This is a genomic window from Saccharicrinis sp. GN24d3, assembly GCF_052400645.1.
In the GTDB taxonomy this organism is placed as follows: domain Bacteria; phylum Bacteroidota; class Bacteroidia; order Bacteroidales; family Marinilabiliaceae; genus Saccharicrinis.
This window is the reverse complement of record NZ_JBQTGI010000016.1, coordinates 94,808-116,705: the sequence shown is the minus strand read 5'-3', so window position 1 is coordinate 116,705 and position 21,898 is coordinate 94,808. Positions and strand designations below refer to the sequence as shown.

Genomic DNA, 21,898 nt, shown 5'->3' with positions numbered 1-21,898 from the left:
AATGTTCTTGTTTTTCTGCATATAAAAGTAGATTTTTGATAAGAACGCATGGAGAACCGCTCTCCACAAACATATTTTTCAGCAAATAAATTAACTAACTCGTAAAAAACATCTTCATGAGTAAAATCGGCATTTTTTATGGCCCCGCAAAAGGGAACGTGGCCAAGGTGGCAACTATATTAGCAGACCAATTGGGTGAAGACACAACCGATCTTATTCCGATTAAAAACTGTGATCCATCGGCATTGGAAACCTATGACAAATTAATATTCGGTATTTCAACACTAGGAAGAACCAATTGGGATTCGGAGCACGAAGACGACGATTGGGATGTTTTCTTTACCCATCTGAAAGAAGTATCCTGGAAAGATAAGCAGGTGGCCATCTATGGCCTTGGCGACCAAATAAACTACCCCGACCATTTTGTGGATGCTATAGCTTGGCTGTATGAACGACTGAAAGCTTTAAACGTAGATGTTGTAGGACAGGTTGCTGACAAAGGTTATCAGTATAACGATTCCGAAGCTATTTTGGATGGTGAATTTATCGGTTTACCATTGGATGAGGATAACGAACCTGAAAAAACCTTAGAAAGAGTTCAAAACTGGTTGACCATGCTAAAAAAAGAAGGATTTTAAAAACATGGAGGATCCGTGTTATTGAATGTTCGAAATATTACTATTATAGTGGTTGGAACAATAAAAGGTAATATCCTTGTTCGCTCCCACTTTTGCCATATAAAATCGTTGTTAACAACTTAACAAAATTTACCATGATACTCGAAAGCCCCACCGTCGTCGATAAGCAAATTGTTGAAACAGCAGTAAGAGAGGAAAATATTGAAGATCTAGGAAAGGCTACAATACGCGAGGTGGTTAGCATTGTTAACAGAATTGAGGAACGCAGCCATACACAGTTTATCCGGATGGAAATGGGCGTGCCCAGCCTTCCACCTTCCCCGGTTGGCGTGCAAGCCGAAATAGATGCCCTAAAACAAGGGGTGGCTTCAAAATACCCCATGCTCGAGGGCATCAAACCGTTTAAGCAACAGGCCAGTCGTTTTGTAAAAGCATTTATGGGTATTGATATCCCGGCCGAAAGCTGTATTCCAACGGTGGGATCCATGCAGGCCAGCTTTGCCCTCTTTATGGCTATTACTAATCTTGATAAAAAAAAGGATACCATATTATTTATTGACCCCGGTTTTCCGGTACAAAAGATTCAACTCCATGTTTTGGGCATAAAACACCAAACATTCGATGTATTCGATTTCCGTGGCGACCGATTAAAAGAGAAACTCGAAAGCTACCTGTTCAAAGGAAACATTGCAGGTATCGTTTATTCAAACCCCAATAATCCAACCTGGATTTGTCTTCATGAAGACGAGTTGGAAGTCATCGGAAAGCTTGCCAACCAATACGATACCATAATCATAGAGGATCTCGCCTACTTTGGTATGGATTTCAGACAGGATATTTCAGTCCCGTTTCAACCACCTTATCAACCCACCGTAGCAAAATATACCGACAACTATGCATTGCTTATTTCCAGTTCCAAAGCCTTTAGTTATGCAGGTCAGCGACTTGGAACACTTTGCATATCGCACCAACTGTTCAAAACTTATTTTGAATCATTAAAAATAAGGTTTGGAGAAGGTAATTTTGGGCGAGTTATTGTTGGAAGATTACTATATTCGCTGTCCGCAGGAGCTAGTCACTCCGCGCAGTATGCCATAGCAGCCATATACAAAGCGGCTTGCGATGGAACATACAATTATTTAGAAGAGGTAAAAGAATACGGTATTAGGGCTAAGTTGATGAAAGAACTGTTTATCAAATATGGTTTTTCCATTGTTTACAGCAAAGACATTGACGAACCTATTGCCGACGGTTTTTATTTTACAATATCTTATCCGGGTATGATGGGTGGTGAACTACTCGAGAAACTTTTATATTTTGGGATAAGCGCTATTGCATTAGCTAATACCGGCAGCAAAATACAAGGCCTTAGGGCCTGTGTTTCGCAAACAGAACAAAGCAGGTTTGTGGAATTGGAAAAAAGGTTACAAATGTTCCAACAAAGCTGTTCACTGCACTACGGAAAGGAAAAAAAATAGTAGTTTCTTATTAAAGAAATGCCGATTGATTGGGATTGTAAATGGATACATCCCTGCATTGTTGCGCTCTGCAATAATTCAGAACTTTTGCATGATTCCCATCATAAGAATAAATGGCATATTTACATAAATTGCAAGTAAATTATAAAAACGTTCAAAATTATGGCTAAAGCTAAAGGAGCGATTGTTGTTGATAACGTAAAGTGCAAAGGCTGTGAACTTTGCATGGTTGCCTGCCCTACAAACGCAATAGAAATGGCAAAGGATGTCAACGGTAAGGGCTATCATTATGCCCAACTGGGAACCCCCGAAGCGTGCATTGGCTGCGCCAATTGTGCAGCAGTTTGTCCGGACAGTTGCATAACGGTGTATAGAGTCAAAGATTAAAACGAAAGACCAGTCTTTCAAACAAAGAAACGCAATCCACTCAACCCGGATTGACATTAATTTCAATCGCTATTCAAGAAATTAGTTAGAAATGAAAGAAGTAAAATTAATGAAAGGCAATGAAGCCATTGCCCACGCAGCCATACGATGTGGTGCCGATGGATATTTCGGATATCCTATCACTCCGCAAAGTGAAATTATGGAAACATTAATGGCCGAACAACCCTGGAACTCCACGGGAATGGTAGTGCTCCAGGCCGAAAGTGAAATAGCATCTATTAACATGGTTTATGGCGGTGCCGGATGTGGAAAAAAAGTAATGACCTCTTCATCGAGCCCGGGCGTAAGCTTAATGCAGGAAGGGCTCACATATATGGCAGGAGCCGAACTTCCTTGTGTTGTTGTTAACGTTGTGAGAGGAGGCCCGGGGTTAGGAACGATACAACCTGCTCAATCAGACTACTTTCAATCCGTTAAAGGCGGTGGACATGGTGATTATAAATTAATTACCCTGGCTCCGGCATCCGTTCAGGAAATGGCAGATTTTGTGGAAGATGCTTTTGATTTGGCATTCAAATACAGAAACCCGGTTATGATCCTTTCTGATGGTGCGATTGGCCAAATGATGGAAAAAGTGGAGTTAAAACCCCAAAAGCCTCGAATGACTGAAGAAGAACTTATTGAAAAATATGGGGATTGGGCCACTACCGGAAAAACAAAAAACAGAAAACGTAACATTATCACATCTGTAGAACTTGCTTCCGAAGAAATGGAACGATTCAACCACAAACTTCAGGATAAATATAAAAAAGTGGAGGAAAACGAAGTTCGTTACGAGACGTACATGTGCGATGACGCCGAGTATTTACTCGTAGCCTACGGTTCAAGTGCCCGCATCTGTCAAAAATCGGTTCAGATAGCCCGCGAAAAAGGCATTAAAGTAGGGTTGCTTCGTCCAATCACCTTATTCCCTTTCCCCGTAAAACCCATTCAGGAAATAGCCCAACACGTAAAAGGCGTTTTAAGTGTTGAAATGAGTGCCGGTCAGATGGTAGAAGATGTTAGATTAGCAATTAACGGTTCAGTAAAAGTGGAGCACTTTGGTCGCTATGGAGGTATCATTCCTTCGCCGGGTGAAGTTGTAACAGCGCTTGAATCAAACTTTATAGGAGAATAGCCATGGATATTAAAGAGATCATAAAAGAAGAAAACATAGTATACAAAAAGAGTGTGGTTCTTACCGATAAGGACACCCACTATTGCCCGGGATGTACACATGGCGTGGTGCACAGAATCATAGCCGAACTCATCGAAGAAATGGGCATTCAGGAAACTACTATTGGCATTGCGCCTGTGGGATGTTCCGTTTTTGCTTACGATTATATCGATATCGATTGGCAGGAAGCAGCACACGGACGGGCTCCGGCTTTGGCCACTGCTGTTAAAAGGCTTATGCCCGAAAAAAATGTTTTTTCTTACCAGGGCGATGGCGACCTGGCGGCTATCGGAACGGCTGAGACTATTCATGCCTGCAACCGCGGCGAAAATATCGTGATGGTTTTTATCAACAACGGTATTTATGGTATGACCGGTGGTCAGATGGCACCAACTACCCTTCCCGGCATGAAAGCATCTACCTGTCCAACAGGCCGGGAGACCAAACATGATGGACACCCTTTAAAAATTACCGAACTAATCGCCCAGCTGCCGGGAACATGCTTTGTGACCCGTCAGGCTGCCCATACCCCAGCCGCTGTGCGCAAAACAAAGAAGGCTATTAAAAAAGCTTTCGAAAACCAAATGCAAAACAAAGGAACCTCATTTGTCGAGGTAGTTTCGACCTGTAACTCCGGCTGGAAAATGACCCCTGCCAAAGCGAACAAATGGATGGAGGAAAACATGTTCCCATTTTATCCGTTAGGAGATATGAAAGACGAATAAACGAGATTTATTACTTGTTGAACATATTTGTGTTCAATACTAAAATAAATAAAATGACAGAAGAAATAATTATAGCCGGCTTTGGTGGACAAGGCGTACTTTCCATGGGTAAAATTTTAGCCTATTCCGGTGTTATGCACGATATGGAAGTAAGCTGGATGCCCTCCTACGGACCCGAAATGCGCGGTGGCACGGCCAATGTTACCGTTATTTTGAGCGATGAAAAAATCAGCTCTCCCATATTACACGAGTTCGACACCGCCATCATCCTGAACCAACAATCCATGGATAAATTTGAGGCCCAAATTAAACCTGGGGGAACATTAATTTACGATGGCAATGGAATCACCCATCACCCAACACGCAAAGACATCAAAATTTTCCGGGTGGATGCAACCGAAGAAGCAGCCCGAATGCGCTCAGCAAAAACATTTAATATGATTGTTTTGGGCGGATACTTAAAAGTGAAACCCGTAGTGAAAATGGAAAATGTAATCAATGGACTCAAAAAATCATTACCCGGACGCCACCATCATTTAATACCGATGAACGAAAAGGCCATCAACAGGGGAATGGAAATTATACATCCGGTGGAGGTTGAAGTATAAGATTTCAATCTAGTTGAAGATATCAAGCCGGCTGTAATCTATACCGCCGGCTTTTTTGTTCTGTGATTAACCCGCAAGTAGGTATTATAAAATCTATTGCACATTAAAATGGCTTCAACACAAGACACTTCGTGACGCCTCTTCATCTCACCAGAACGATGAAAACCCAGTAAGGTTTCCCTTACCATATTCATGACGAAGTTCTAATGCTTAATCCTGAATTAACATGGATCTGTCAATAGGAATTTGAAAAATTCCCCTATGTCAGCAGGCATAAACCATATCGAATTAACATTTTTAAAAAGTCAAACGGCAATTTGGGGATGAATTGTGCGGGTTAAACCCAGTAAATCCCACGGATTAATGGCCACGCTAATTTTTTTTTGTTTTTATATTGTATAAAATAATATTTTTCTATCTTTGCATCGCCTTAGAAAAAAGGCGTCATGAATGGTCTTGTAGCTCAGTTGGATAGAGCAACAGCCTTCTAAGCTGTGGGTCGCAGGTTCGAATCCTGCCAGGATCACTTTTAAAGAAAAAAAAAGAAACTAAAAGCCTGTAAATCGTACGATTTACAGGCTTTTTCTGTTTTTTATTAAATCATTATAAAACCTAACAGGACTAATGGAACATGCTCATTATCGCCTTTCGGAGAAGCCAGATTTTTAAAGTACGTTATCTGCCGATTTAACCAGTCAAATGAATTGGTTTCCTGCAATGGCCAAACCTAACGGTATTGTTCTCCCCCCCGATAGGAAAATGGATGGCAAAAACACTTCTGATATGATTACAACCCGCAATATGTATCAGAGAATATATTACACTTTAAAATAGCTTCAAAACAATACACTTCATTACCTTACTTCATCTTGCAGCAACGAAGCTATGCCTCGTTTCAGTACAGCCTTGTTTTATTGTCCTTTTAAAGTTCATGACCAGGTATAAGGTATTAGCCGGGTTTAACACAGAAAAAAGAAGGGATATAACCCGGGTATTTACATACTTAAGTGTATTTTTAAAAAAAATTACATAAGGATATAAATCAATGGAAAAAGTAGCCTTGTTAACAGGTGCCTCAAAAGGAATTGGCAAAACAATCGCAATTCAACTTGCCAGGATTGGTTATCATATGCTTATCGTGGGACGTAACCGCGATCAACTTCTCCAAACACAAAGCGAGGTTGAAAAATACCCTATTAAGTGTTCGATATTGGAGGCAGATCTTTTAACGGCGGATGCCCCGTTATTGATAATTCGTGAAGTAATTCGTGTTTTCGGGAAGCTTGATGTGGTGATAAACAATGCCGGTGTTGCCAATGCATTACCTATCAAAGAAACTTCGGTTGAAATATGGGATAAAATCTTTTCCGTTAATGCACGGGCGCCTTTTTTTATTTGCAAAGAAGCCATTCCCTATTTAAAAGAAAGCCCAAAACCCATTATTATAAATATCGGTTCGGTCGTCGACTTCAAAGGTTACGTTAATCAATCTGTCTATGCTTCATCCAAACATGCATTGGCGGGCTTTACAAAAGTATTGGCAAAGGAAGTACAAGACGATGGTATTCTTGTGCATCTTATTTCCCCGGGAGGTGTAAACACCGAGATGGTGCGCGAAATGCGTCCTGATATTGATACCAATAACCTCATTCAACCGGAAGAAATTGCCGAACTTATCGAATTCCTACTCACCCGAAAAGGTAAAGGTACCATTGATCATCTCTATATTCGAAGACAAAGCGGCTTGGCTTTCGATTAAGCCAGGCTTTATTAAATATACTAACATCATCATAGGGGTACAAACCCTTAAACCTGCCAAAAACACGGTAAGGAAAGGACCATACCACTCGAGACAAGAATCCAGATGATAGCCTCTTCAGAAGATGATATAGCCTAGGGAACTATCCAGAAAAGAATGGATGGCATTAGGCCCGTTGTTCCTTGTGGGGTGAAAGTGGGTGTAAATTTCCGGGTTACTTTTGAAAGAATGATGGACCGTATGGGGATAAAACAAAGAACTTACCCTAAAAAGAAAAAAGAGAAAGCAACCTTAGATCCCAGGTTTATTGAATCTATTTTAGAGTTGGCAACAAACTGAAAATCAAAACACATTACCACTTTGGTAACTTTTTTATTCTATTTGCGACAAACGAGTACAATGTGAGCGTAATAGTGAAAAAAACTCACGAGATTTTTGGGAAAAACAGGTTGAAGTAGCCTTGGCATTTAGATGTAATCTATTGACAATTTTGGGACGATCTTAAAATAGCGCATTGCCCCTGCTGCGGGACCGCAGGGGTCTGGGTAAACCATGGGATTTTCCATTTTGCGTATAAATTTTCTGCTGAAACCATATAGTCTGCAAAAAAACATTGCAGCATTTCCTGAAGCAAAAACAAAACCTTTTTATTAGAAATAAAAAAACTACAGGAAAGCCGCAATGTTAAGAGACCCGAAAATTGAATTTAATTGTTAGGAATGGGGCAAAACAGTTGTTTTACCAATATCTTAATTTACCCGGATTGTGCATTAGCGGTGTGTAACGAGCATTTTAAAAAACATAAAACAAGGAATTGCTGAGAGTAGCATGGTAACGCTTTGGTGAGTTGAAGCAACTCAGTGAAACACCTTGTTTTGATGTAGTTGATTTGCGTAACAGAATTTCTAATCCATATGGCGGGTTTAATAACCTGATACCTCTTGACTGATCAGATTATTTACAAACGCCCCGGCCAATGCTTGCGTTGCAAACTCAGGAACGGCCATAGGCAATCTTGTTTCACTGTCCACAAATACAACTTCCGAATTGCCCTTACTAACTATTTTATCCTCACCGTTCTTAATCTCGAACTCAAGGCAAAACCTAATTTTGGGCAACGCTCTCACCGTGGTTGTTATGGTTAATTCCTCATCATATTTAGCAGGCGTTTTATATTCTATGTTAAAGGAAATAACAGGTAACATATATCCTTTATTCTCCAGTTCATCATCGTGCAAGCCATATTTGCGCATCAATTCCGTACGTGCCTGATGACAATACGTCACATGGTTGGCATGGTACACATAGCCCATTCTATCTACTTCGTTGTAACGAGGCCTTAACTTAAATTCATCTTTTATCATAATTGTTCCTCTTTTTTTCCGTCCCGGATAACGGACTTTTGATCACCCTACAATCACTTGACATTCTTAAAAATGACCTGCAAGTTTATGATTCAATCCTACACACTCTTTTGTTTAATCTTTTCCCAAATTGTCTCCAGGCATTGAGCAATTTCCGATTGGCCATTGTATTCATTAATAGTTTTGGCTTCCACCATAGCCATCACCACCTCTTTGCTAAAAGGTATTTTGGCCAATACAGGAATTTGCTGGCTTTCGAAGAAATCTGCAATTACCTTGGCCATATCGTTGTTCACATCCGCTTTGTTGATGACTGCCAATATGGGCGTATCAAAGGACTGTACCAGTTCTACCAACCGTCTGGCATCGTAAAAACCAGACTTAGAGGGCTCAGCCACCAGTACCACCAGGTTGGTGCCCGAGAGCGCAGATATTGTTGAACAACCTATACCCGGAGGGCCATCATTAATAATAAAATCGGCTTTTGTATCAATGGCGATCTCCTTTGCTTTTTTTCGGATCGTAGAAACCAGCTTGCCCGAATTCTCTTCACCCGGTCCCATTTTCGCATGCACCATAGTACCAAACCGTGTTGACGACACAAACCAGCGATTGTTGGTACTCTGTTCCGATTCAATAGCATTGGCCGGGCAGATCCGCTCGCATAACCTACATCCTTCGCATTGAAATGGGTTAACTTCCGGATAGCCGCCTTCGTTGAGGTGAATAGCACCAAAACGACACTTATCCATGCAAAGATTGCATGGCAAGCAGATATCCTGACGAATACTGGCTTGCCATGCACCTTGATAAATATGTTCTTCCCGAACCTCCGGGGCAAGAATCAAATGTAAATCGGCAGCATCCACATCATTGTCGCACAATACTGCATTACCCGCCAGCGATGCCAACGCCGCTGTTACAGATGTTTTTCCGGTGCCGCCCTTACCGCTGAGTATGGTTATCTCTTTCATCCACCAGTATTCTAAATTTCAACTTTTCAACAATAGCATAAAATGCATCCGTTATTTCCTGAGGCATATCCTCATCTAAATTTCCTTGGGCATAAGTAGTCGCAAAAGCATCTACAAATGGAATTTCGCCTACCAGGTCAATATTGTTCTCCTCAATAAAATGGTAGATGTCGTCATTGCCCAATCCTGCTTTGTTTACTATCACGCCAAATTCTTTGTTAAGGTCATGCATGAGTTCAACGGTCAGTTTCAGGTCGTACAAACCAAAGGGCGTCGGTTCGGTTACCAACAAAACATAGTCACTGTTAACCGTAGTTTCTACCACAGAGCAACTGGTGCCCGGAGGCGCATCATAAATTGTTATTTCGGCTCCCGAAGGAACCTTTTTCTTCAATTCTTTGATGAGCATAGTTTGCATAGAAGAACCGATCCTCAGTCTACCTTCCATCACCCCTTCCCCTATCGATGTTTTAAAGTCGGATATCTTTCCGATCATCTGATCATATTCAGATATGGCACCCTGTTGGCAGGCCTCCAAACACGCGCCGCAAGAATGGCATAACGAAGGGTTCACTTCGGCAAACCGCGCTGTTGGCAATACCACAATCGCATTAAATGCGCAATATTCGGCACACGCTCTGCAAAAAGTACACTTTGTCACATCAATTTGCGGTATTTTCTGCAACACATCCTCTTCGCCTATCTTTTCCGCTTCCGGGAAAAAAATCACATCATTGGGTTCTTCTACGTCACAATCAACCAATTGCACAATTGCCTCAAATTCACGGGTCAACATCCGGTACAAGCTAACGGCAACGGTTGTTTTTCCTGTACCGCCCTTACCGCTTGCTATGGCAATTTTGTAATCCATTATCCTTGTTTTTTAATGACCAAATCACCCTCCGATACATCAAGCATTTGTGCGATGGGTTTACATTTGGCCGTCAGTAAAAAATATAATGTTGGATGTTTTGCCTGCATCAATCCTTCAAAATTGCCCTGACCTTTTGAAATAACCAGATCGGCGGAATGATAGGCTTTTATCAATTCAGGCGAGCAATGTTCCAATAAAGTCGACGGAGCATCATAACCATTTGAAATAACCTTACATAGCTGATCTATTCCTGTCTGCCTGGCATCAGCGAAGGTAACATCATTAATGACAGGCTGGCCCCGTACCACATAGGTAATATGGGGGTGCTGCATGGTTTCTATCAATAATTTGTCAAAAACTATTTCACCTGCATTATCGCCCAGATAAAGTATATGGCTCGATCGGGCAATATCCGAATGTAATTGTCGCACGTTATCTTCAGATAAATCTTTTTTTATCAGCTCATTAATCGATGCCTCAATATCATCGGGCGCGGTATGTGCCCCGTAATCGATAATATTACCGGCCATGGCCAGCTTTACCGCCGTGCGAAATGGATCTTCACTTTCCGACACATAGTTTTTCCAATACTCGTAATTGGAGAGCAAAACGGTATTAGCCCTTATTTTTTCTTCCCGATACAGACTTGCCACATTCATCTTGTCTTTTGCCAGACGTTGAATGTAGGTCGCAACATAGGGGTTCGGTAGGTGTGCATTTTCAGCCAATATTTTTTTGGCCTCTACCTGCAACGCTTCCGAAACTTCCAATGAAGGCTGAAACTTAGCGATCAGTTTATTCACTGACTTTAGATGACACCGGGAACATGCTTCCTCCATTTTTAATGGTCGCAATAATTAGCTGCAAAACTTAACGATTTACTTAAGAACCCATCTACCAAGCTCTTAGCATCCATTTTGGGAGCTCCTACAAATGCATTTACCTTGTTGGCATTAAACAACTGGATGGCCTTTTGCCCCATTCCTCCGGCAACAATGTCGGTTACGTTTCTTTCTGACAGCCACTTGGGCAATAAACCGGGCTCATGAGGAGGCGGAACTACTTTTTCTGCAGAAACCACTTCTCCATCCTTAACGGTAGCCAGATAAAAAAATTTACAATGCCCAAAATGAGCGTCTAAAACATCCTCGTTGTCCACAGGGACTGCTATTAAATGATTCATATTTACAATATTTAATTCTGCTTTTCAAACAGAATGAGGTAGCAGATTCTATTTATAAGGTGTACAAACAAAAACTACCATCTCATCCATTTAGCAAAACAATTATATTTTCAAATGCATATGGCGGGATAAAGCGGACTGCCCTCTTCACCATGCTTTTTTGCGTTTTAATAATTCCTAAAGAGCGATAGACAAGTGTCCCGTCACGCCTAATCTGACAGCCCAAGTATTGTTCTTTTAACTTAACCGTCATTTCAGACTTGACACGACATTAGTTTTTCATTTTACCAACAATATCATCAATGGTGAGGCCAGCGTTTTGCAGTACAACCATTTGAATATTAAACTTCTCCAAAAGTTCTTTGGCCTTAGGTCCAAAATCGCCGGACACAACCTTTTGTATTCCCAATTCGATTAATCTTTCCGCTACTTTTGTGCCTGCTCCATGACTGTCGTCTTTATTTACGTTTTCCAGAAATTCCGTATTACCACTATCTTGATCTAACACACAAAAGTACGCTGCCCTGCCAAATCGCATATCGAATGACGACATTAAGTTTTCTCCTGATGATGTAATTACTGTTTTCATTTTTATAGTATAAAGTATTCAAATTTAAAACCTAAAAAAGGCCTAAGACTCGATGTTCTGTTACTACTCCGCTTGCAATAATTCAATTTCGGGTGCCTTACAAATAGGACAATCTTTACTGACTACTGACGCCGGCATAGTAAATTTTGCGTTACACTTTACGCACATAAACCAGTTATCGAGTAAGGTGGCATTTCCAAAAACCGATTTTATCTCTTTCGATTCTACCAGGGCTACCGCTATTTTTCTCCGGGCACTTTCGTATATCCTCGCAAACGTTGCCCTGGAAACGCCCATTAAAACAGCCGCTTCGTTATGGTTCATCAAATCGTAATCGGCCAGTTTAATGGCTTCATATTCCTCGTACAACAAATCAATAGAACCCGTAGGTTTGCCTACCGTACCATAGGGTTTATACCCTTGGAATTTCGGTGGCGCTACCACCTTTCTTAATCTTTTTCTTCTTGGCATAATTTAAAAACTATCTCAGTAATGAGACTATTCTCGATACAAATATATTGAGAATATTCTCATTTAAAAATAATTTAACATTTATTGTTGATTTATTTCACTAGCCGCATTGATAATTTTCCTTATCCATCCAAGCCTATGCGGCAGTAGCTTTATTTAACTTACGAAACTCTTTAATCATGAAACACACACGCACTAACGCCGCCATGGTATCGGAAACCGGTGCCGAGAACCACACCCCGTTAAGTCCATAATAATTAGGGAGAATAAATAGAAGAGGTATTAAAAAAATAACCTGACGCAACAAGGATAAGAAAGCAGACACGCCTGCTTTGCCTATGGACTGGTAATAATTACCCATCACTATTTGAAAACCTATAAAAGGTAAAGCAAGTAAAAATATACGCAAACCTTTAATTCCTATCCTTAACAATTCTGCATCTTCATTATTAAACAATCTAATGATGGGAACCGGTAATACCTGGGCAATCACAAAACCAATCAAGGATATAACCGTTGCCGATACAATAGATACCAGCAATGTCTGCTTCACTCTTTTATATTTTTTAGCACCCACATTGAACCCTATAATCGGCTGATTGGCCATGGTAATAGCCATGATGGTCATCACCAACAGCATGGTAATACTGATAATTACGCCCATGGCACCGATGGCCATATCACTTCCGTATTTTATCAGTTGAATATTATATATTCCAAAAACAGCACTAGAAGCCAACTGCATACTAAAAGGAGCAAAGCCAATGCTAATAATATACCAAACAATATCGCCCTTGAGCTTAAGTCTGCAATTACGCAGTTTAATCACGGAACGCTTACTCTTAAAGTGGGCGATGACCCATACGGTCAGCACAACTTGAGAAAGAACCGTAGCGTATGCTGCCCCCTTCACCCCCATTTCAAGGTGAATAATAAAGATATAATCCAGTAAAATATTCAATCCGGCACTAATCAGCATCGAGATCATGGCAACATTAGCACTTCCTTCGGAACGGATTAAATTATTAAGGGCATATCCTAAGATATTAAAAATACTACCACCCAAAATAATATAGAGGTATTCCTTTGCATAATCATAGGTTTGTTGGTTGACGCCAAAAAATTGCAACAAGGGGTCACTGATCAAGAATCCAATGGCTGTAATTATCGCCGACACAACAATCATTAATATAAAAGCATTCCCCAAAACCTGCTCCGCTCTTTCAAAGTCCTTTTTACCCAGGTTAATAGATATCCGAACCCCGGCTCCCATGCCCACCATCATACCAAAAGCCATCATGATGATCATCACCGGAAATATGGCGCTTAAGCCGGCCAAAGCCAAGGCGCCAACTCCTTGCCCAATAAATATTCTATCTACAATATTGTATAACGAGTTGATAATTACCCCTGCAAAAGCTGGCAGAAAATATTTCCAAAGTAACTTCGGAACAGATTCAAACTCTAATTCCCGAATTCTCCCCTCCTGGCGCATGTATCCAAATTAGTTGTGAAAAACCTTATCAAAAAGGCGGTCAAAGGTAACAATACAATTTTTGCAAGCAGGAAAAAGATGGTTAAACATATTTAAAAAGTCTTTGCAAGAAAGACGTAAATACCCTGTTATCTATTCCGGAAAAATACGCCTCCTTTTTATGACGTTTTTTAATAATTGGCTTGCTTCACTTACTGATACGGCTTCTGCTTTCCCCTTAGCCCCGGTACCGGGTGAAGTACGGCTACGAAGCAACCGGGATAGGCACATTCTCCAAGTCTGCAAAAAGTAGACCGCTATTTGGGTTACCATGAGGTTACTTATTTTACCCTTGTCAACAAACCGCTTTGTACAATCACTACTATATCCGGTAAAAAAAAATCGCTTAACGAATAGGGGAAAATGCGCCCAGCAATGTCTTATATACAGTAACAGGAAGTCTAATTTAAATATAGGATCATGAAAAATTCAAATATTAATCTCCGTTTAGTAATGTTGCTTTCGATTTTCATCATGGTAGTAGGCATTGTACCCGCATCAATTTGCGCAGCTCCCATTTTTGAAGAGGAAGACATTATACCGGATACGCTTAATACGGTTCAGTACCGGGGTAAAATTATCGATAGCGATTCTCGCAACCCATTGGTTTTTGCCACACTGACTATCGATGGAACAAACTTTGCCACCGTATCCAATTCCGAGGGGTACTTTTTGCTTAAGGTTCCTAAAGATTTGCCTATTAGCACAAAGATAATGGTATCGTACCTGGGGTATAAAAGCAAACACATCGCACTTTCGGAATTAAAACCCGATAAAAACAGAATTGAACTCGATTTACTGTCTATCTCCCTTTCTGAGATAAATGTTGCACCTAAAGACGCCCACCAAATTATCCGGGAAGTGATTCACAACAAGCGAAACAACTATATGCAGCAGCCCGTACGAATGACTACTTTTTATCGTGAGACCATACAACGAAGACGATCTTATGTATCATTGACAGAGGCGGTTATCGACGTACACAAACAACCCTATTCCAATCATCGTTTGGATGGATTAAAACTTTATAAGGCACGTAAAGATGCTGATTATTCCAAAATGGATACCATCACTTTCAAATTACAAGGCGGTCCTTATTCCACATTGATGTTGGATATTATGAAAGATCCCTATAGTATCCTTACTGTTGAAGATTTGGATTATTACCATTTTAAGTTAGATAATATAACCAAGGTCGACAATAAAATTATATATGTCATCGACTTTAAACAAAAAGAATATATCGAAGACCCATTGTTTTATGGCAAATTGTATGTTGATGTAGAATCGATGGCGATCACCAGTGCCAATTACAGTATAAATATCGAAGACAAGAACAAGGCATCGGCTATGTTTATAAAACGCAAACCCGCCGGAGCCAGGGTATATCCGACCGAGGCAAGCTATTTGGTGAATTACCGTAAGCAGGACGGAAAGTATATGTACAGTTATTCCAGGGGTCAAATCACCTTTAAAATCAACTGGAAGAAAAAGTTCTTCAACACGTATTACACCTCAACCATCGAAATGGCTATGACCGATTGGAAAAGATCATTGGATAGGCCATACAAGGTGAACGAACGCATCAAGCACAATATTATATTGCATGATCATGTCGAGGGGTTTTCCGATCCTCAGTTTTGGGGCGATTATAATGTCATAGAACCTGAAGCTTCCATCGAGTCCGTGATTAAGAAAATTAAAAAGAGATTGGAAAAACGAGAAAAGTAATCCCTGCGATTATTCAGGCAGTAAATAAATATGAAGTAAATACAAGTCCCATCACAGCATGTCGCACAGATAATAACCATATAGACTGACAATACTGATCTGTTATTCCAAAACAACATGTAGGATGAGCCCCCAATAGAAACAATTCTCTTTGGGGGCTTTTTTGCAGGCGTATGATTTCCATTTGGCTACAACCACCTATCAATCCTCCCGGAACATAATCCTCGATCTGTCATTAAGAACCTGAAAAACACCTTAATATCAGCCGTATCGAGGAAATCCCGGTTTAGGACATCTCACATTGCTGTGTTGTAAGTGGAATTTAGGTTTGGAGCTTAAAAATGCCGGCAGTATTCAAGATAACCCGGTACACAAAATGAGGAAATGTGACGGTAACAAGCCAAAAAATTACGGCTTAGTGTATTGCATAACAACAGGTATTAATTAACTTCGCAGCCGAAAACGGCAATGAACGATATTGCCTCGGATTAATTATTAAAGACTTACGATATTGAAACTGATTGCAAAAACATTTCATGGGCTGGAAGAGGTTCTGGCTGAAGAGCTAAAGGAAATAGGAGCTCAGGAAGTCAAAGCGGTAAACAGGGCCGTTGAGTTTGAGGGAGACAAGGAAATTTTATACAAGGCCAACTTGCAGTTAAGAACGGCAATCAGAATTTTACTTCCTATTCATCATTTCACCGCCAAAAACGATCAGGAACTGTATGATGGCGTCAAAAAATTTGACTGGTCATCGATCATGAGCGTTAAGGAGACCTTGGCTATTGATCCGGTGGTTTTTTCGGAAGTATTTACGCATTCGCAATATGTGGCCCTGAAAATGAAGGATGCCATTGTCGATCAGTTTCGCGAAAAAGAAGGAAAAAGGCCTTCGGTAGACGTAGAGAACCCCAACATTCGTTTAGTGATACACCTGGCCAGGGAAAAGGCTACTATTTCGCTGGACAGTTCCGGTGATTCTTTGCACAAAAGAGGGTATCGAATGGGTCAGCACAAAGCGCCCCTGAATGAAGTATTGGCCGCAGGTATGGTGATGCTTTCAGGCTGGGACAAAAAAATGCCCCTGATTGATCCGATGTGCGGTTCCGGAACTATCTTGATGGAGGCGGTGATGTTCGCCAAAAACTATCCTCCTGGCCTGCATAAGAAATCCTTTGGATTCATGGGATGGAAAGATTACGATGAGACACTTTGGAATAAAGTAGTTGAAGAGGCAAAAGAAAATATTTCGCATCCTCGCTTAAGAATATTCGGAAGCGATGCCAATATAAAAGCCATTGATGTGGCAAGGGAATCTGCACTGCAATTCAGGTTTAACCGCGACATTAACTTTTCCGTTACTTCCTTTGAGCGCTTGGAACCCCAATACCCGAAAGGCATGATCATTATGAATCCGCCCTACGGAGAACGTTTGATGAAGGACAAAGATATTGTTGATTTTTATAGAATGATTGGAAATCAGCTAAAGAAAACTTTCACGGGATATGACGCATGGGTAATTACCTCGGATAAAGAGGCCTTGAAAAATGTGGGTTTAAAACCACTGGAGAAATTAAAACTTTTTAACGGCGGACTGGAATGTGGTTTCCACAAATTCAACCTTTACGACGGAACCATGAAGAAGATCATTAAGTTTAGATAATCGACCACGGCGATGGGTATAACCTTCCGCCATCCTTAAGAACAGTTGATCCTTCGGGATTACAATCCAAATAAACAAACAACTATACCATAAAACAACAGCCATCAAAAGCTAGCTTTTGATGGCTGTTGTTTTATATTTTAAATGCTTTTTATAATCTCTATTACAAAATCCGGGTAAAACGAAGGACCGTAGGTTAAAATACCTATTTATTGATCTCCCTGTCCCTAAATCCCAGCATATATAAAATAGCATCCAGCCCAATGGTGGATATGGAATTATCGGCCCCGGCCTTTACCTTTGGTTTCGCGTGAAAGGCAATCCCCAGTCCCGCAAGCTGTAACATGGGCAGGTCATTTGAACCATCACCCACAGCAATAACCTGATCCAGATGAATATCTTCCTTAAAAGCCAATAGTTTCAAAAGCTCAGCTTTACGCTTACCATCCACAATGTCGCCCACATGTTTCCCTGTTAACTTTCCTTTCTTAATCTCCAGTTCGTTGGAAAATACGTAATCAACACCCAGCTTAGCTTTCAGATAATTACCAAAATAGTTGAATCCGCCTGATAGAATAGCTGTTCTGTACCCATATTTATTCAAGGTCTTCATTAAACGCTCTGCACCTTCGGTAATGGGAAGGTTTTCGGCGACTTCCTTCATCACGCTCTCATTCAGCCCCTTAAGCAAAGATACTCTTTGCACAAAACTTTCGTTAAAATCGATTTCACCCCGCATGGCTGCTTCGGTAATCTTTTTCACCTTATCGCCAACACCAGCTTTTTCGGCCAGCTCGTCGATTACTTCAGCCTGAATAAGGGTAGAATCCATATCAAAACATACCAGGCGGCGGTTTCTGCGGAAGATATTGTCTTCCTGAAAAGCAATGTCCACACCAATTTTCCCGGAAAGCTCCATAAAGTCGCTTTTCATGATCTCCGCATCGATGGGTGTACCCCTTACCGAAAACTCAACCACGGCCTTATTATGTGTAGGTTCCGAGTTCAGATCAATCCTGCCGGACAGCCTGGTGATGGTATCAATATTTAATTGCTGCGAGGAGATAACCCGGGTAACTTTAGCCAAATGTTCTGCTGTAATTTTACGGGCCAACAATGTAATGATATAACGCTCCTTCCCTTGGTGCGACACCCATTCGGCATATCTTGCATCGGATATCGGGGTAAACTTAATTTTAACGCCTATTTCGTACGATTTAAACAGTAAATCTTTTAAGATGGGTGCAGACTCATAGGCCTGGGGTACTTCAAACAAGATTCCCAAGCCCAAATCGTCGTGGATTACGGCCTGACCGATATCTAAAATTTGAACATTGTAATGCGATAATATTTCTGTGAGGGAAGATGTAAGTCCCGGCTTGTCATCACCGGAAATATTTACAAGGATAATTTCTCTATTGTTAGCCATGTTTAATTTAATGTTTACAATAAACAAATGTAATAAATCATCGTTTACCCATCCTTTGGGAAGACCTAAAATAGTGACTTATTTCATCTTTTTTAACATTGATGCTACAGATCAGGCCTAATTAGTGATTAAAATGCCCGAAAGCCTGTGTTGAATTTTGAAAATGAAACACATAGTTTACCGTTACCAATAAATCATTGTTGCCACAATTAAGTACCGGGCACAGATCATCGGTTACATCTTTCTGATCTCGCGCAATAGGTATTCCAAACCATTCAGTTTGATTTCATACAAGGTAGCCAACAGCATTCCCAATTTCCCTTCCGGAAAACCTTTTTGCTGGTACCAGGCCAGGTAAAACTCGGGTAAATCACATAGTATGGTACCTTTGTATTTTCCGTATGGCATGCGCATTTTAACCAATTCAAGCAATATATTTTTATCTACCATGGCTGAAAAATCTTTCTGATGCTTTTAGCTGATAACGCTAAAAAAACTGTTTCTCTATTACGTAGTATCATTCCACAAGGAATTAAAACCGGTGTTCTTCTGTTTTAGCCCGCCATATCCATTAGAAATCCTGTTATGCACCGCTAATACATCATCCGGGTTAACGATATAGTAGTCTTATAAAAAATAAAACTCCGCAAATAAACATTGCGGAGCTTCTTGTTCCCAAATTTGATTGTCATCCCATAAAATATATTTTACAATAATTCTTATCGGTTTTACAGACTGTATACAAAAGTAAAAAAGTTATTGACCTAAGCCAATATTTGAATAAAAAATATACTTTGAACCACGCTTTCTAAACTTTACCGATGGTTTATATGTTAATAACATGTTACAAAGGATTACTTCATGCAAAGCGCCATGGTCAAACTTAGGTATTCCTCTTATCACACAAGCCAATAGCCCGTCCCGGGCTTAAATTGGGAGTTAAATTTGATGGGGAGTACACCGTCTGTGTCGGGCAGGCATCTGATTATGGAATTGACCAACAGGTAATCTGGAATAACTTTTAAATTGAGACTTTAGTGAACTAAAGAAAACATAGACATATGAATACCTACATATATAAAAATGCTTTGGCTAAGGAAACAAGCCCTTATTTGTTGATGCACGCCAACAACCCGGTATATTGGTACCCTTGGGGGAAAAATGCCTTACAAAAAGCTGAGAAAAACAATAAATTAATTGTTATTTCAATAGGATATGCCGCCTGCCATTGGTGCCATGTGATGGAAGAGGAGAGCTTTAGCGACCAACAGGTGGCGGATGTGATGAACAATAATTTCATATCCATCAAGATAGACAGAGAGGAGCGTCCTGATCTGGATCAATTGTTTATGGATGTGGCCCATTTAACGACAGGCAAAGGAGGATGGCCCCTAAATATTATCGCCTTGCCCGATGGCAGACCCGTATTTGCGGGCACCTATTTCCAAAAACGCCAGTGGCTGAATTTGTTAAACGAGATTCAGCAAATATTTTTAAAGTCTCCCGAGCGGTTGGACCAGTTGGCAAAACAAATAAAACAGGGTATTGAAAGGATGGATTTTGTCGGTCTGGTGAAAGATTCCGCCTTGTTTACCGTGGAAACCATGGACCATACCATAGAATCATGGAAGGATAACCTCGATTTTGAATGGGGAGGCAACAAAGGGGCACCTAAGTTCCCCATGCCTGTGGAGTACAGCTTCCTGCTTTCTTATCTGTTTAAAAAATCCAATACCGACATCGAAAAATACATTAACCTATCCTTGTCCAGAATGGCCTGGGGTGGAATCTACGACCATGTTGGCGGTGGTTTTTCGAGATATTCGGTCGATGCCTATTGGAAAGTGCCACACTTTGAAAAAATGTTGTACGACCAGGGGCAACTGCTCGAAGTGTATGCCAATGCCTATCAGCTCACCCACAACCCATTATTCAAGCAAATCGTGGAAGAAACGGTCACGTTCGTAAACCGCGAATTGAAATCTCCAACAGGTGGTTATTATGCCTCACTGGATGCGGATAGCGAAGGGGCCGAAGGGAAATATTATGTCTGGACAAAAAGCGAGGTGACGGAACTGCTCCATCAGGATGCCGAACTCTTTTGCGCATTTTACAACATCTCTGATATCGGAAATTGGGAATATGGTGCCAACGTATTGTTTCAGACCTCTTCCATTGAACAATTCGCCCATGATCGTGCATTAAATGCAAAAGATTTATCCACCCTCCTGAAAAAAGGCAAAAGAATTTTATTTGAAGCCAGAAACAAAAGGGAACGCCCGGGTTTGGACGACAAAATACTGACTTCGTGGAATGCGATTATCATCAAGGGTCTGGTTCATGCTTACAGAGCCACAGGACAGCACTCATACCTGAAGGATGCCATCCATGCTTCAGAATTCCTTGTGCGCAAAGCATTTAAAACTGACGGAGGCCTTTGGAGGAGTCTGAAAGGGCAAAAGGGTACCATCAATGCCTTCCTGGACGACTATGCGCTTCTGATTGACGCTTGGATAGACCTGTATCAGGTTACTTTTAACGAGGATTGGCTTTTTAACGCCAGGGACTTATGCGAATATGCGACCTGTCATTTCTTTAACGAGGATAACCAATTGTTTTATTATACCTCCATCCTGGATGATCCTTTGATGATCAGAAAATCCGAGCTGTCCGATAACGTAATACCTGCATCAAATTCTGTGATGGCGGTTAATCTTTATCGCTTGAGCAAGTATTTCTTGAACAAAGAAGCTTATTCAACCTCGTTGCAAATGCTTAAAAACCTGTCCGGAAGAATTGATCAACATGGTAAATATTACGCCAACTGGCAGCGACTTAAGCTGTTCTTCATCCACGAAAATTATGAATTGGTAATTTCAGGGGAAGGCAAGGAAAAAGCCAGGGATGAATTCCTGATGGACTTTAATCCTTTTGTTTTTATTGCAGCAGAAAGCGAGAAAATTCCTGTGGCAAAAGGAAAACGAAATAAACAACTCACGTTTTATCTCTGCAAAAACAATGCCTGCAAACTACCCATCCAGTCCATTTTAGGACTTAGAAAGTTGATGAGCACGACACCGTAATTTTTTTTAGCCAAAGAATTATTTACTTAAATAGCTTTTTCTATATTTGAAATTCTTTTTTCTAGCCTGCTTTATTTCATGATATTTTTGAATATTGCACCCAAAGCCGATTCAGTCCCGGCTATATATCGAGGGTTATCCCCCGAAAAAGCTTAAGGACACTTTTTCGGCTTTTATCTGTAATAAGCAAAA

The 21,898-nt window shown here is 40.7% G+C and carries 21 protein-coding genes and 1 tRNA gene; 12 read left to right on the top strand and 10 right to left on the bottom strand.

The genetic code is table 11. From position 1 onward, the window contains the following. The first annotated feature begins 116 nt into the window (after positions 1-116). The 9 genes from ACT29I_RS18565 to ACT29I_RS18525 all read left to right on the top strand — a co-directional run bounded on the left by ACT29I_RS18565 (position 117) and on the right by ACT29I_RS18525 (position 7,150). The gene (locus tag ACT29I_RS18565; protein WP_430934713.1) at positions 117-638 is read left to right on the top strand and encodes a flavodoxin; all 522 of its coding nucleotides are present in this window, start codon (positions 117-119) and stop codon (positions 636-638) included. A 134-nt stretch (positions 639-772) separates the two neighbouring features. After that, a complete protein-coding gene (locus ACT29I_RS18560; protein ID WP_430934714.1) occupies positions 773-2,116 on the top strand; it encodes an aminotransferase class I/II-fold pyridoxal phosphate-dependent enzyme in 1,344 nt (447 codons plus the stop codon). Between the two features lie 162 nt (positions 2,117-2,278). Continuing rightward, entirely contained in the window at positions 2,279-2,503 is a 225-nt protein-coding gene (locus ACT29I_RS18555; protein ID WP_430934715.1) for a 4Fe-4S dicluster domain-containing protein, read from the top strand. A gap of 91 nt (positions 2,504-2,594) precedes the next feature. Beyond that, on the top strand, positions 2,595-3,680 hold the full coding sequence (locus tag ACT29I_RS18550) for a 3-methyl-2-oxobutanoate dehydrogenase subunit VorB (RefSeq protein WP_444794116.1): 1,086 nt from the start codon (positions 2,595-2,597) through the stop codon (positions 3,678-3,680). Between the two features lie 2 nt (positions 3,681-3,682). Then, positions 3,683-4,444 carry a thiamine pyrophosphate-dependent enzyme gene (locus tag ACT29I_RS18545; RefSeq protein ID WP_444794115.1) on the top strand — a complete coding sequence of 254 codons (762 nt, stop codon included), beginning with the start codon at positions 3,683-3,685 and terminating at the stop codon, positions 4,442-4,444. Between the two features lie 53 nt (positions 4,445-4,497). Continuing rightward, the gene (locus ACT29I_RS18540; RefSeq protein ID WP_430934718.1) at positions 4,498-5,052 is read left to right on the top strand and encodes a 2-oxoacid:acceptor oxidoreductase family protein; all 555 of its coding nucleotides are present in this window, start codon (positions 4,498-4,500) and stop codon (positions 5,050-5,052) included. A gap of 452 nt (positions 5,053-5,504) precedes the next feature. Then, a tRNA-Arg gene (locus tag ACT29I_RS18535) sits at positions 5,505-5,578 on the top strand. 519 nt (positions 5,579-6,097) lie between these two features. Further along, entirely contained in the window at positions 6,098-6,811 is a 714-nt protein-coding gene (locus ACT29I_RS18530) for an SDR family NAD(P)-dependent oxidoreductase (protein ID WP_444794114.1), read from the top strand. 156 nt (positions 6,812-6,967) lie between these two features. Further along, entirely contained in the window at positions 6,968-7,150 is a 183-nt protein-coding gene (locus ACT29I_RS18525; protein WP_444794113.1) for a hypothetical protein, read from the top strand. A 584-nt stretch (positions 7,151-7,734) separates the two neighbouring features. On the opposite strand, the gene ACT29I_RS18520 is transcribed toward ACT29I_RS18525, so the two are convergent. The 8 genes from ACT29I_RS18520 to ACT29I_RS18485 form a co-directional block, all read right to left on the bottom strand. Continuing rightward, on the bottom strand, positions 7,735-8,175 hold the full coding sequence (locus tag ACT29I_RS18520; protein WP_430934721.1) for an acyl-CoA thioesterase: 441 nt from the start codon (positions 8,173-8,175) through the stop codon (positions 7,735-7,737). A 98-nt stretch (positions 8,176-8,273) separates the two neighbouring features. After that, positions 8,274-9,149: an ATP-binding protein gene (locus tag ACT29I_RS18515; protein WP_444794112.1), complete on the bottom strand. Its 876-nt coding sequence runs from the start codon at positions 9,147-9,149 to the stop codon at positions 8,274-8,276. Next, a complete protein-coding gene (locus tag ACT29I_RS18510; protein ID WP_444794111.1) occupies positions 9,121-10,020 on the bottom strand; it encodes a nucleotide-binding protein in 900 nt (299 codons plus the stop codon). The genes ACT29I_RS18515 and ACT29I_RS18510 overlap by 29 nt, the downstream gene beginning before the upstream one ends. Continuing rightward, positions 10,020-10,862 carry a damage-control phosphatase ARMT1 family protein gene (locus ACT29I_RS18505; RefSeq protein ID WP_430934724.1) on the bottom strand — a complete coding sequence of 281 codons (843 nt, stop codon included), beginning with the start codon at positions 10,860-10,862 and terminating at the stop codon, positions 10,020-10,022. The genes ACT29I_RS18510 and ACT29I_RS18505 overlap by 1 nt, the downstream gene beginning before the upstream one ends. A gap of 2 nt (positions 10,863-10,864) precedes the next feature. Further along, a complete protein-coding gene (locus ACT29I_RS18500; protein WP_430934725.1) occupies positions 10,865-11,206 on the bottom strand; it encodes a NifB/NifX family molybdenum-iron cluster-binding protein in 342 nt (113 codons plus the stop codon). Between the two features lie 271 nt (positions 11,207-11,477). After that, complete coding sequence (locus tag ACT29I_RS18495) at positions 11,478-11,795, bottom strand: NifB/NifX family molybdenum-iron cluster-binding protein (RefSeq protein ID WP_444794110.1); 318 nt, start codon at positions 11,793-11,795, stop codon at positions 11,478-11,480. Between the two features lie 63 nt (positions 11,796-11,858). Next, complete coding sequence (locus ACT29I_RS18490; RefSeq protein WP_430934727.1) at positions 11,859-12,266, bottom strand: DUF134 domain-containing protein; 408 nt, start codon at positions 12,264-12,266, stop codon at positions 11,859-11,861. A 136-nt stretch (positions 12,267-12,402) separates the two neighbouring features. Next, entirely contained in the window at positions 12,403-13,761 is a 1,359-nt protein-coding gene (locus ACT29I_RS18485; protein WP_444794109.1) for an MATE family efflux transporter, read from the bottom strand. A gap of 459 nt (positions 13,762-14,220) precedes the next feature. Between ACT29I_RS18485 and ACT29I_RS18480 the strand changes: the two genes are divergently transcribed. Both ACT29I_RS18480 and ACT29I_RS18475 read left to right on the top strand, forming a co-directional pair. Then, a complete protein-coding gene (locus ACT29I_RS18480) occupies positions 14,221-15,531 on the top strand; it encodes a carboxypeptidase-like regulatory domain-containing protein (protein WP_430934729.1) in 1,311 nt (436 codons plus the stop codon). 511 nt (positions 15,532-16,042) lie between these two features. Beyond that, positions 16,043-17,194 (top strand): THUMP domain-containing class I SAM-dependent RNA methyltransferase, encoded by a 1,152-nt coding sequence (locus ACT29I_RS18475; protein ID WP_430934730.1) that lies wholly within the window; start codon positions 16,043-16,045, stop codon positions 17,192-17,194. A 205-nt stretch (positions 17,195-17,399) separates the two neighbouring features. Here ACT29I_RS18475 and serB read toward each other — a convergent pair whose 3' ends face one another. Next, entirely contained in the window at positions 17,400-18,623 is a 1,224-nt protein-coding gene (gene serB / locus ACT29I_RS18470; RefSeq protein ID WP_430934731.1) for a phosphoserine phosphatase SerB, read from the bottom strand. A 234-nt stretch (positions 18,624-18,857) separates the two neighbouring features. Continuing rightward, entirely contained in the window at positions 18,858-19,073 is a 216-nt protein-coding gene (locus ACT29I_RS18465; RefSeq protein WP_444794108.1) for a DUF3820 family protein, read from the bottom strand. A gap of 611 nt (positions 19,074-19,684) precedes the next feature. Here ACT29I_RS18465 and ACT29I_RS18460 point away from each other — a divergent pair. Beyond that, complete coding sequence (locus ACT29I_RS18460) at positions 19,685-21,706, top strand: thioredoxin domain-containing protein (RefSeq protein WP_430934733.1); 2,022 nt, start codon at positions 19,685-19,687, stop codon at positions 21,704-21,706. The last annotated feature ends 192 nt before the right edge of the window (positions 21,707-21,898 follow it).

Coding starts and splice junctions, on each gene's coding strand:
- ACT29I_RS18565 (WP_430934713.1), top strand. CDS start 117: ATGAGTAAAATCGGCATTTTTTATGGCCCCGCAAAAGGGAACGTGGCC.
- ACT29I_RS18560 (WP_430934714.1), top strand. CDS start 773: ATGATACTCGAAAGCCCCACCGTCGTCGATAAGCAAATTGTTGAAACA.
- ACT29I_RS18555 (WP_430934715.1), top strand. CDS start 2,279: ATGGCTAAAGCTAAAGGAGCGATTGTTGTTGATAACGTAAAGTGCAAA.
- ACT29I_RS18550 (WP_444794116.1), top strand. CDS start 2,595: ATGAAAGAAGTAAAATTAATGAAAGGCAATGAAGCCATTGCCCACGCA.
- ACT29I_RS18545 (WP_444794115.1), top strand. CDS start 3,683: ATGGATATTAAAGAGATCATAAAAGAAGAAAACATAGTATACAAAAAG.
- ACT29I_RS18540 (WP_430934718.1), top strand. CDS start 4,498: ATGACAGAAGAAATAATTATAGCCGGCTTTGGTGGACAAGGCGTACTT.
- ACT29I_RS18530 (WP_444794114.1), top strand. CDS start 6,098: ATGGAAAAAGTAGCCTTGTTAACAGGTGCCTCAAAAGGAATTGGCAAA.
- ACT29I_RS18525 (WP_444794113.1), top strand. CDS start 6,968: ATGGATGGCATTAGGCCCGTTGTTCCTTGTGGGGTGAAAGTGGGTGTA.
- ACT29I_RS18520 (WP_430934721.1), bottom strand. CDS start 8,175: ATGATAAAAGATGAATTTAAGTTAAGGCCTCGTTACAACGAAGTAGAT.
- ACT29I_RS18515 (WP_444794112.1), bottom strand. CDS start 9,149: ATGAAAGAGATAACCATACTCAGCGGTAAGGGCGGCACCGGAAAAACA.
- ACT29I_RS18510 (WP_444794111.1), bottom strand. CDS start 10,020: ATGGATTACAAAATTGCCATAGCAAGCGGTAAGGGCGGTACAGGAAAA.
- ACT29I_RS18505 (WP_430934724.1), bottom strand. CDS start 10,862: ATGGAGGAAGCATGTTCCCGGTGTCATCTAAAGTCAGTGAATAAACTG.
- ACT29I_RS18500 (WP_430934725.1), bottom strand. CDS start 11,206: ATGAATCATTTAATAGCAGTCCCTGTGGACAACGAGGATGTTTTAGAC.
- ACT29I_RS18495 (WP_444794110.1), bottom strand. CDS start 11,795: ATGAAAACAGTAATTACATCATCAGGAGAAAACTTAATGTCGTCATTC.
- ACT29I_RS18490 (WP_430934727.1), bottom strand. CDS start 12,266: ATGCCAAGAAGAAAAAGATTAAGAAAGGTGGTAGCGCCACCGAAATTC.
- ACT29I_RS18485 (WP_444794109.1), bottom strand. CDS start 13,761: ATGCGCCAGGAGGGGAGAATTCGGGAATTAGAGTTTGAATCTGTTCCG.
- ACT29I_RS18480 (WP_430934729.1), top strand. CDS start 14,221: ATGAAAAATTCAAATATTAATCTCCGTTTAGTAATGTTGCTTTCGATT.
- serB (WP_430934731.1), bottom strand. CDS start 18,623: ATGGCTAACAATAGAGAAATTATCCTTGTAAATATTTCCGGTGATGAC.
- ACT29I_RS18465 (WP_444794108.1), bottom strand. CDS start 19,073: ATGGTAGATAAAAATATATTGCTTGAATTGGTTAAAATGCGCATGCCA.
- ACT29I_RS18460 (WP_430934733.1), top strand. CDS start 19,685: ATGAATACCTACATATATAAAAATGCTTTGGCTAAGGAAACAAGCCCT.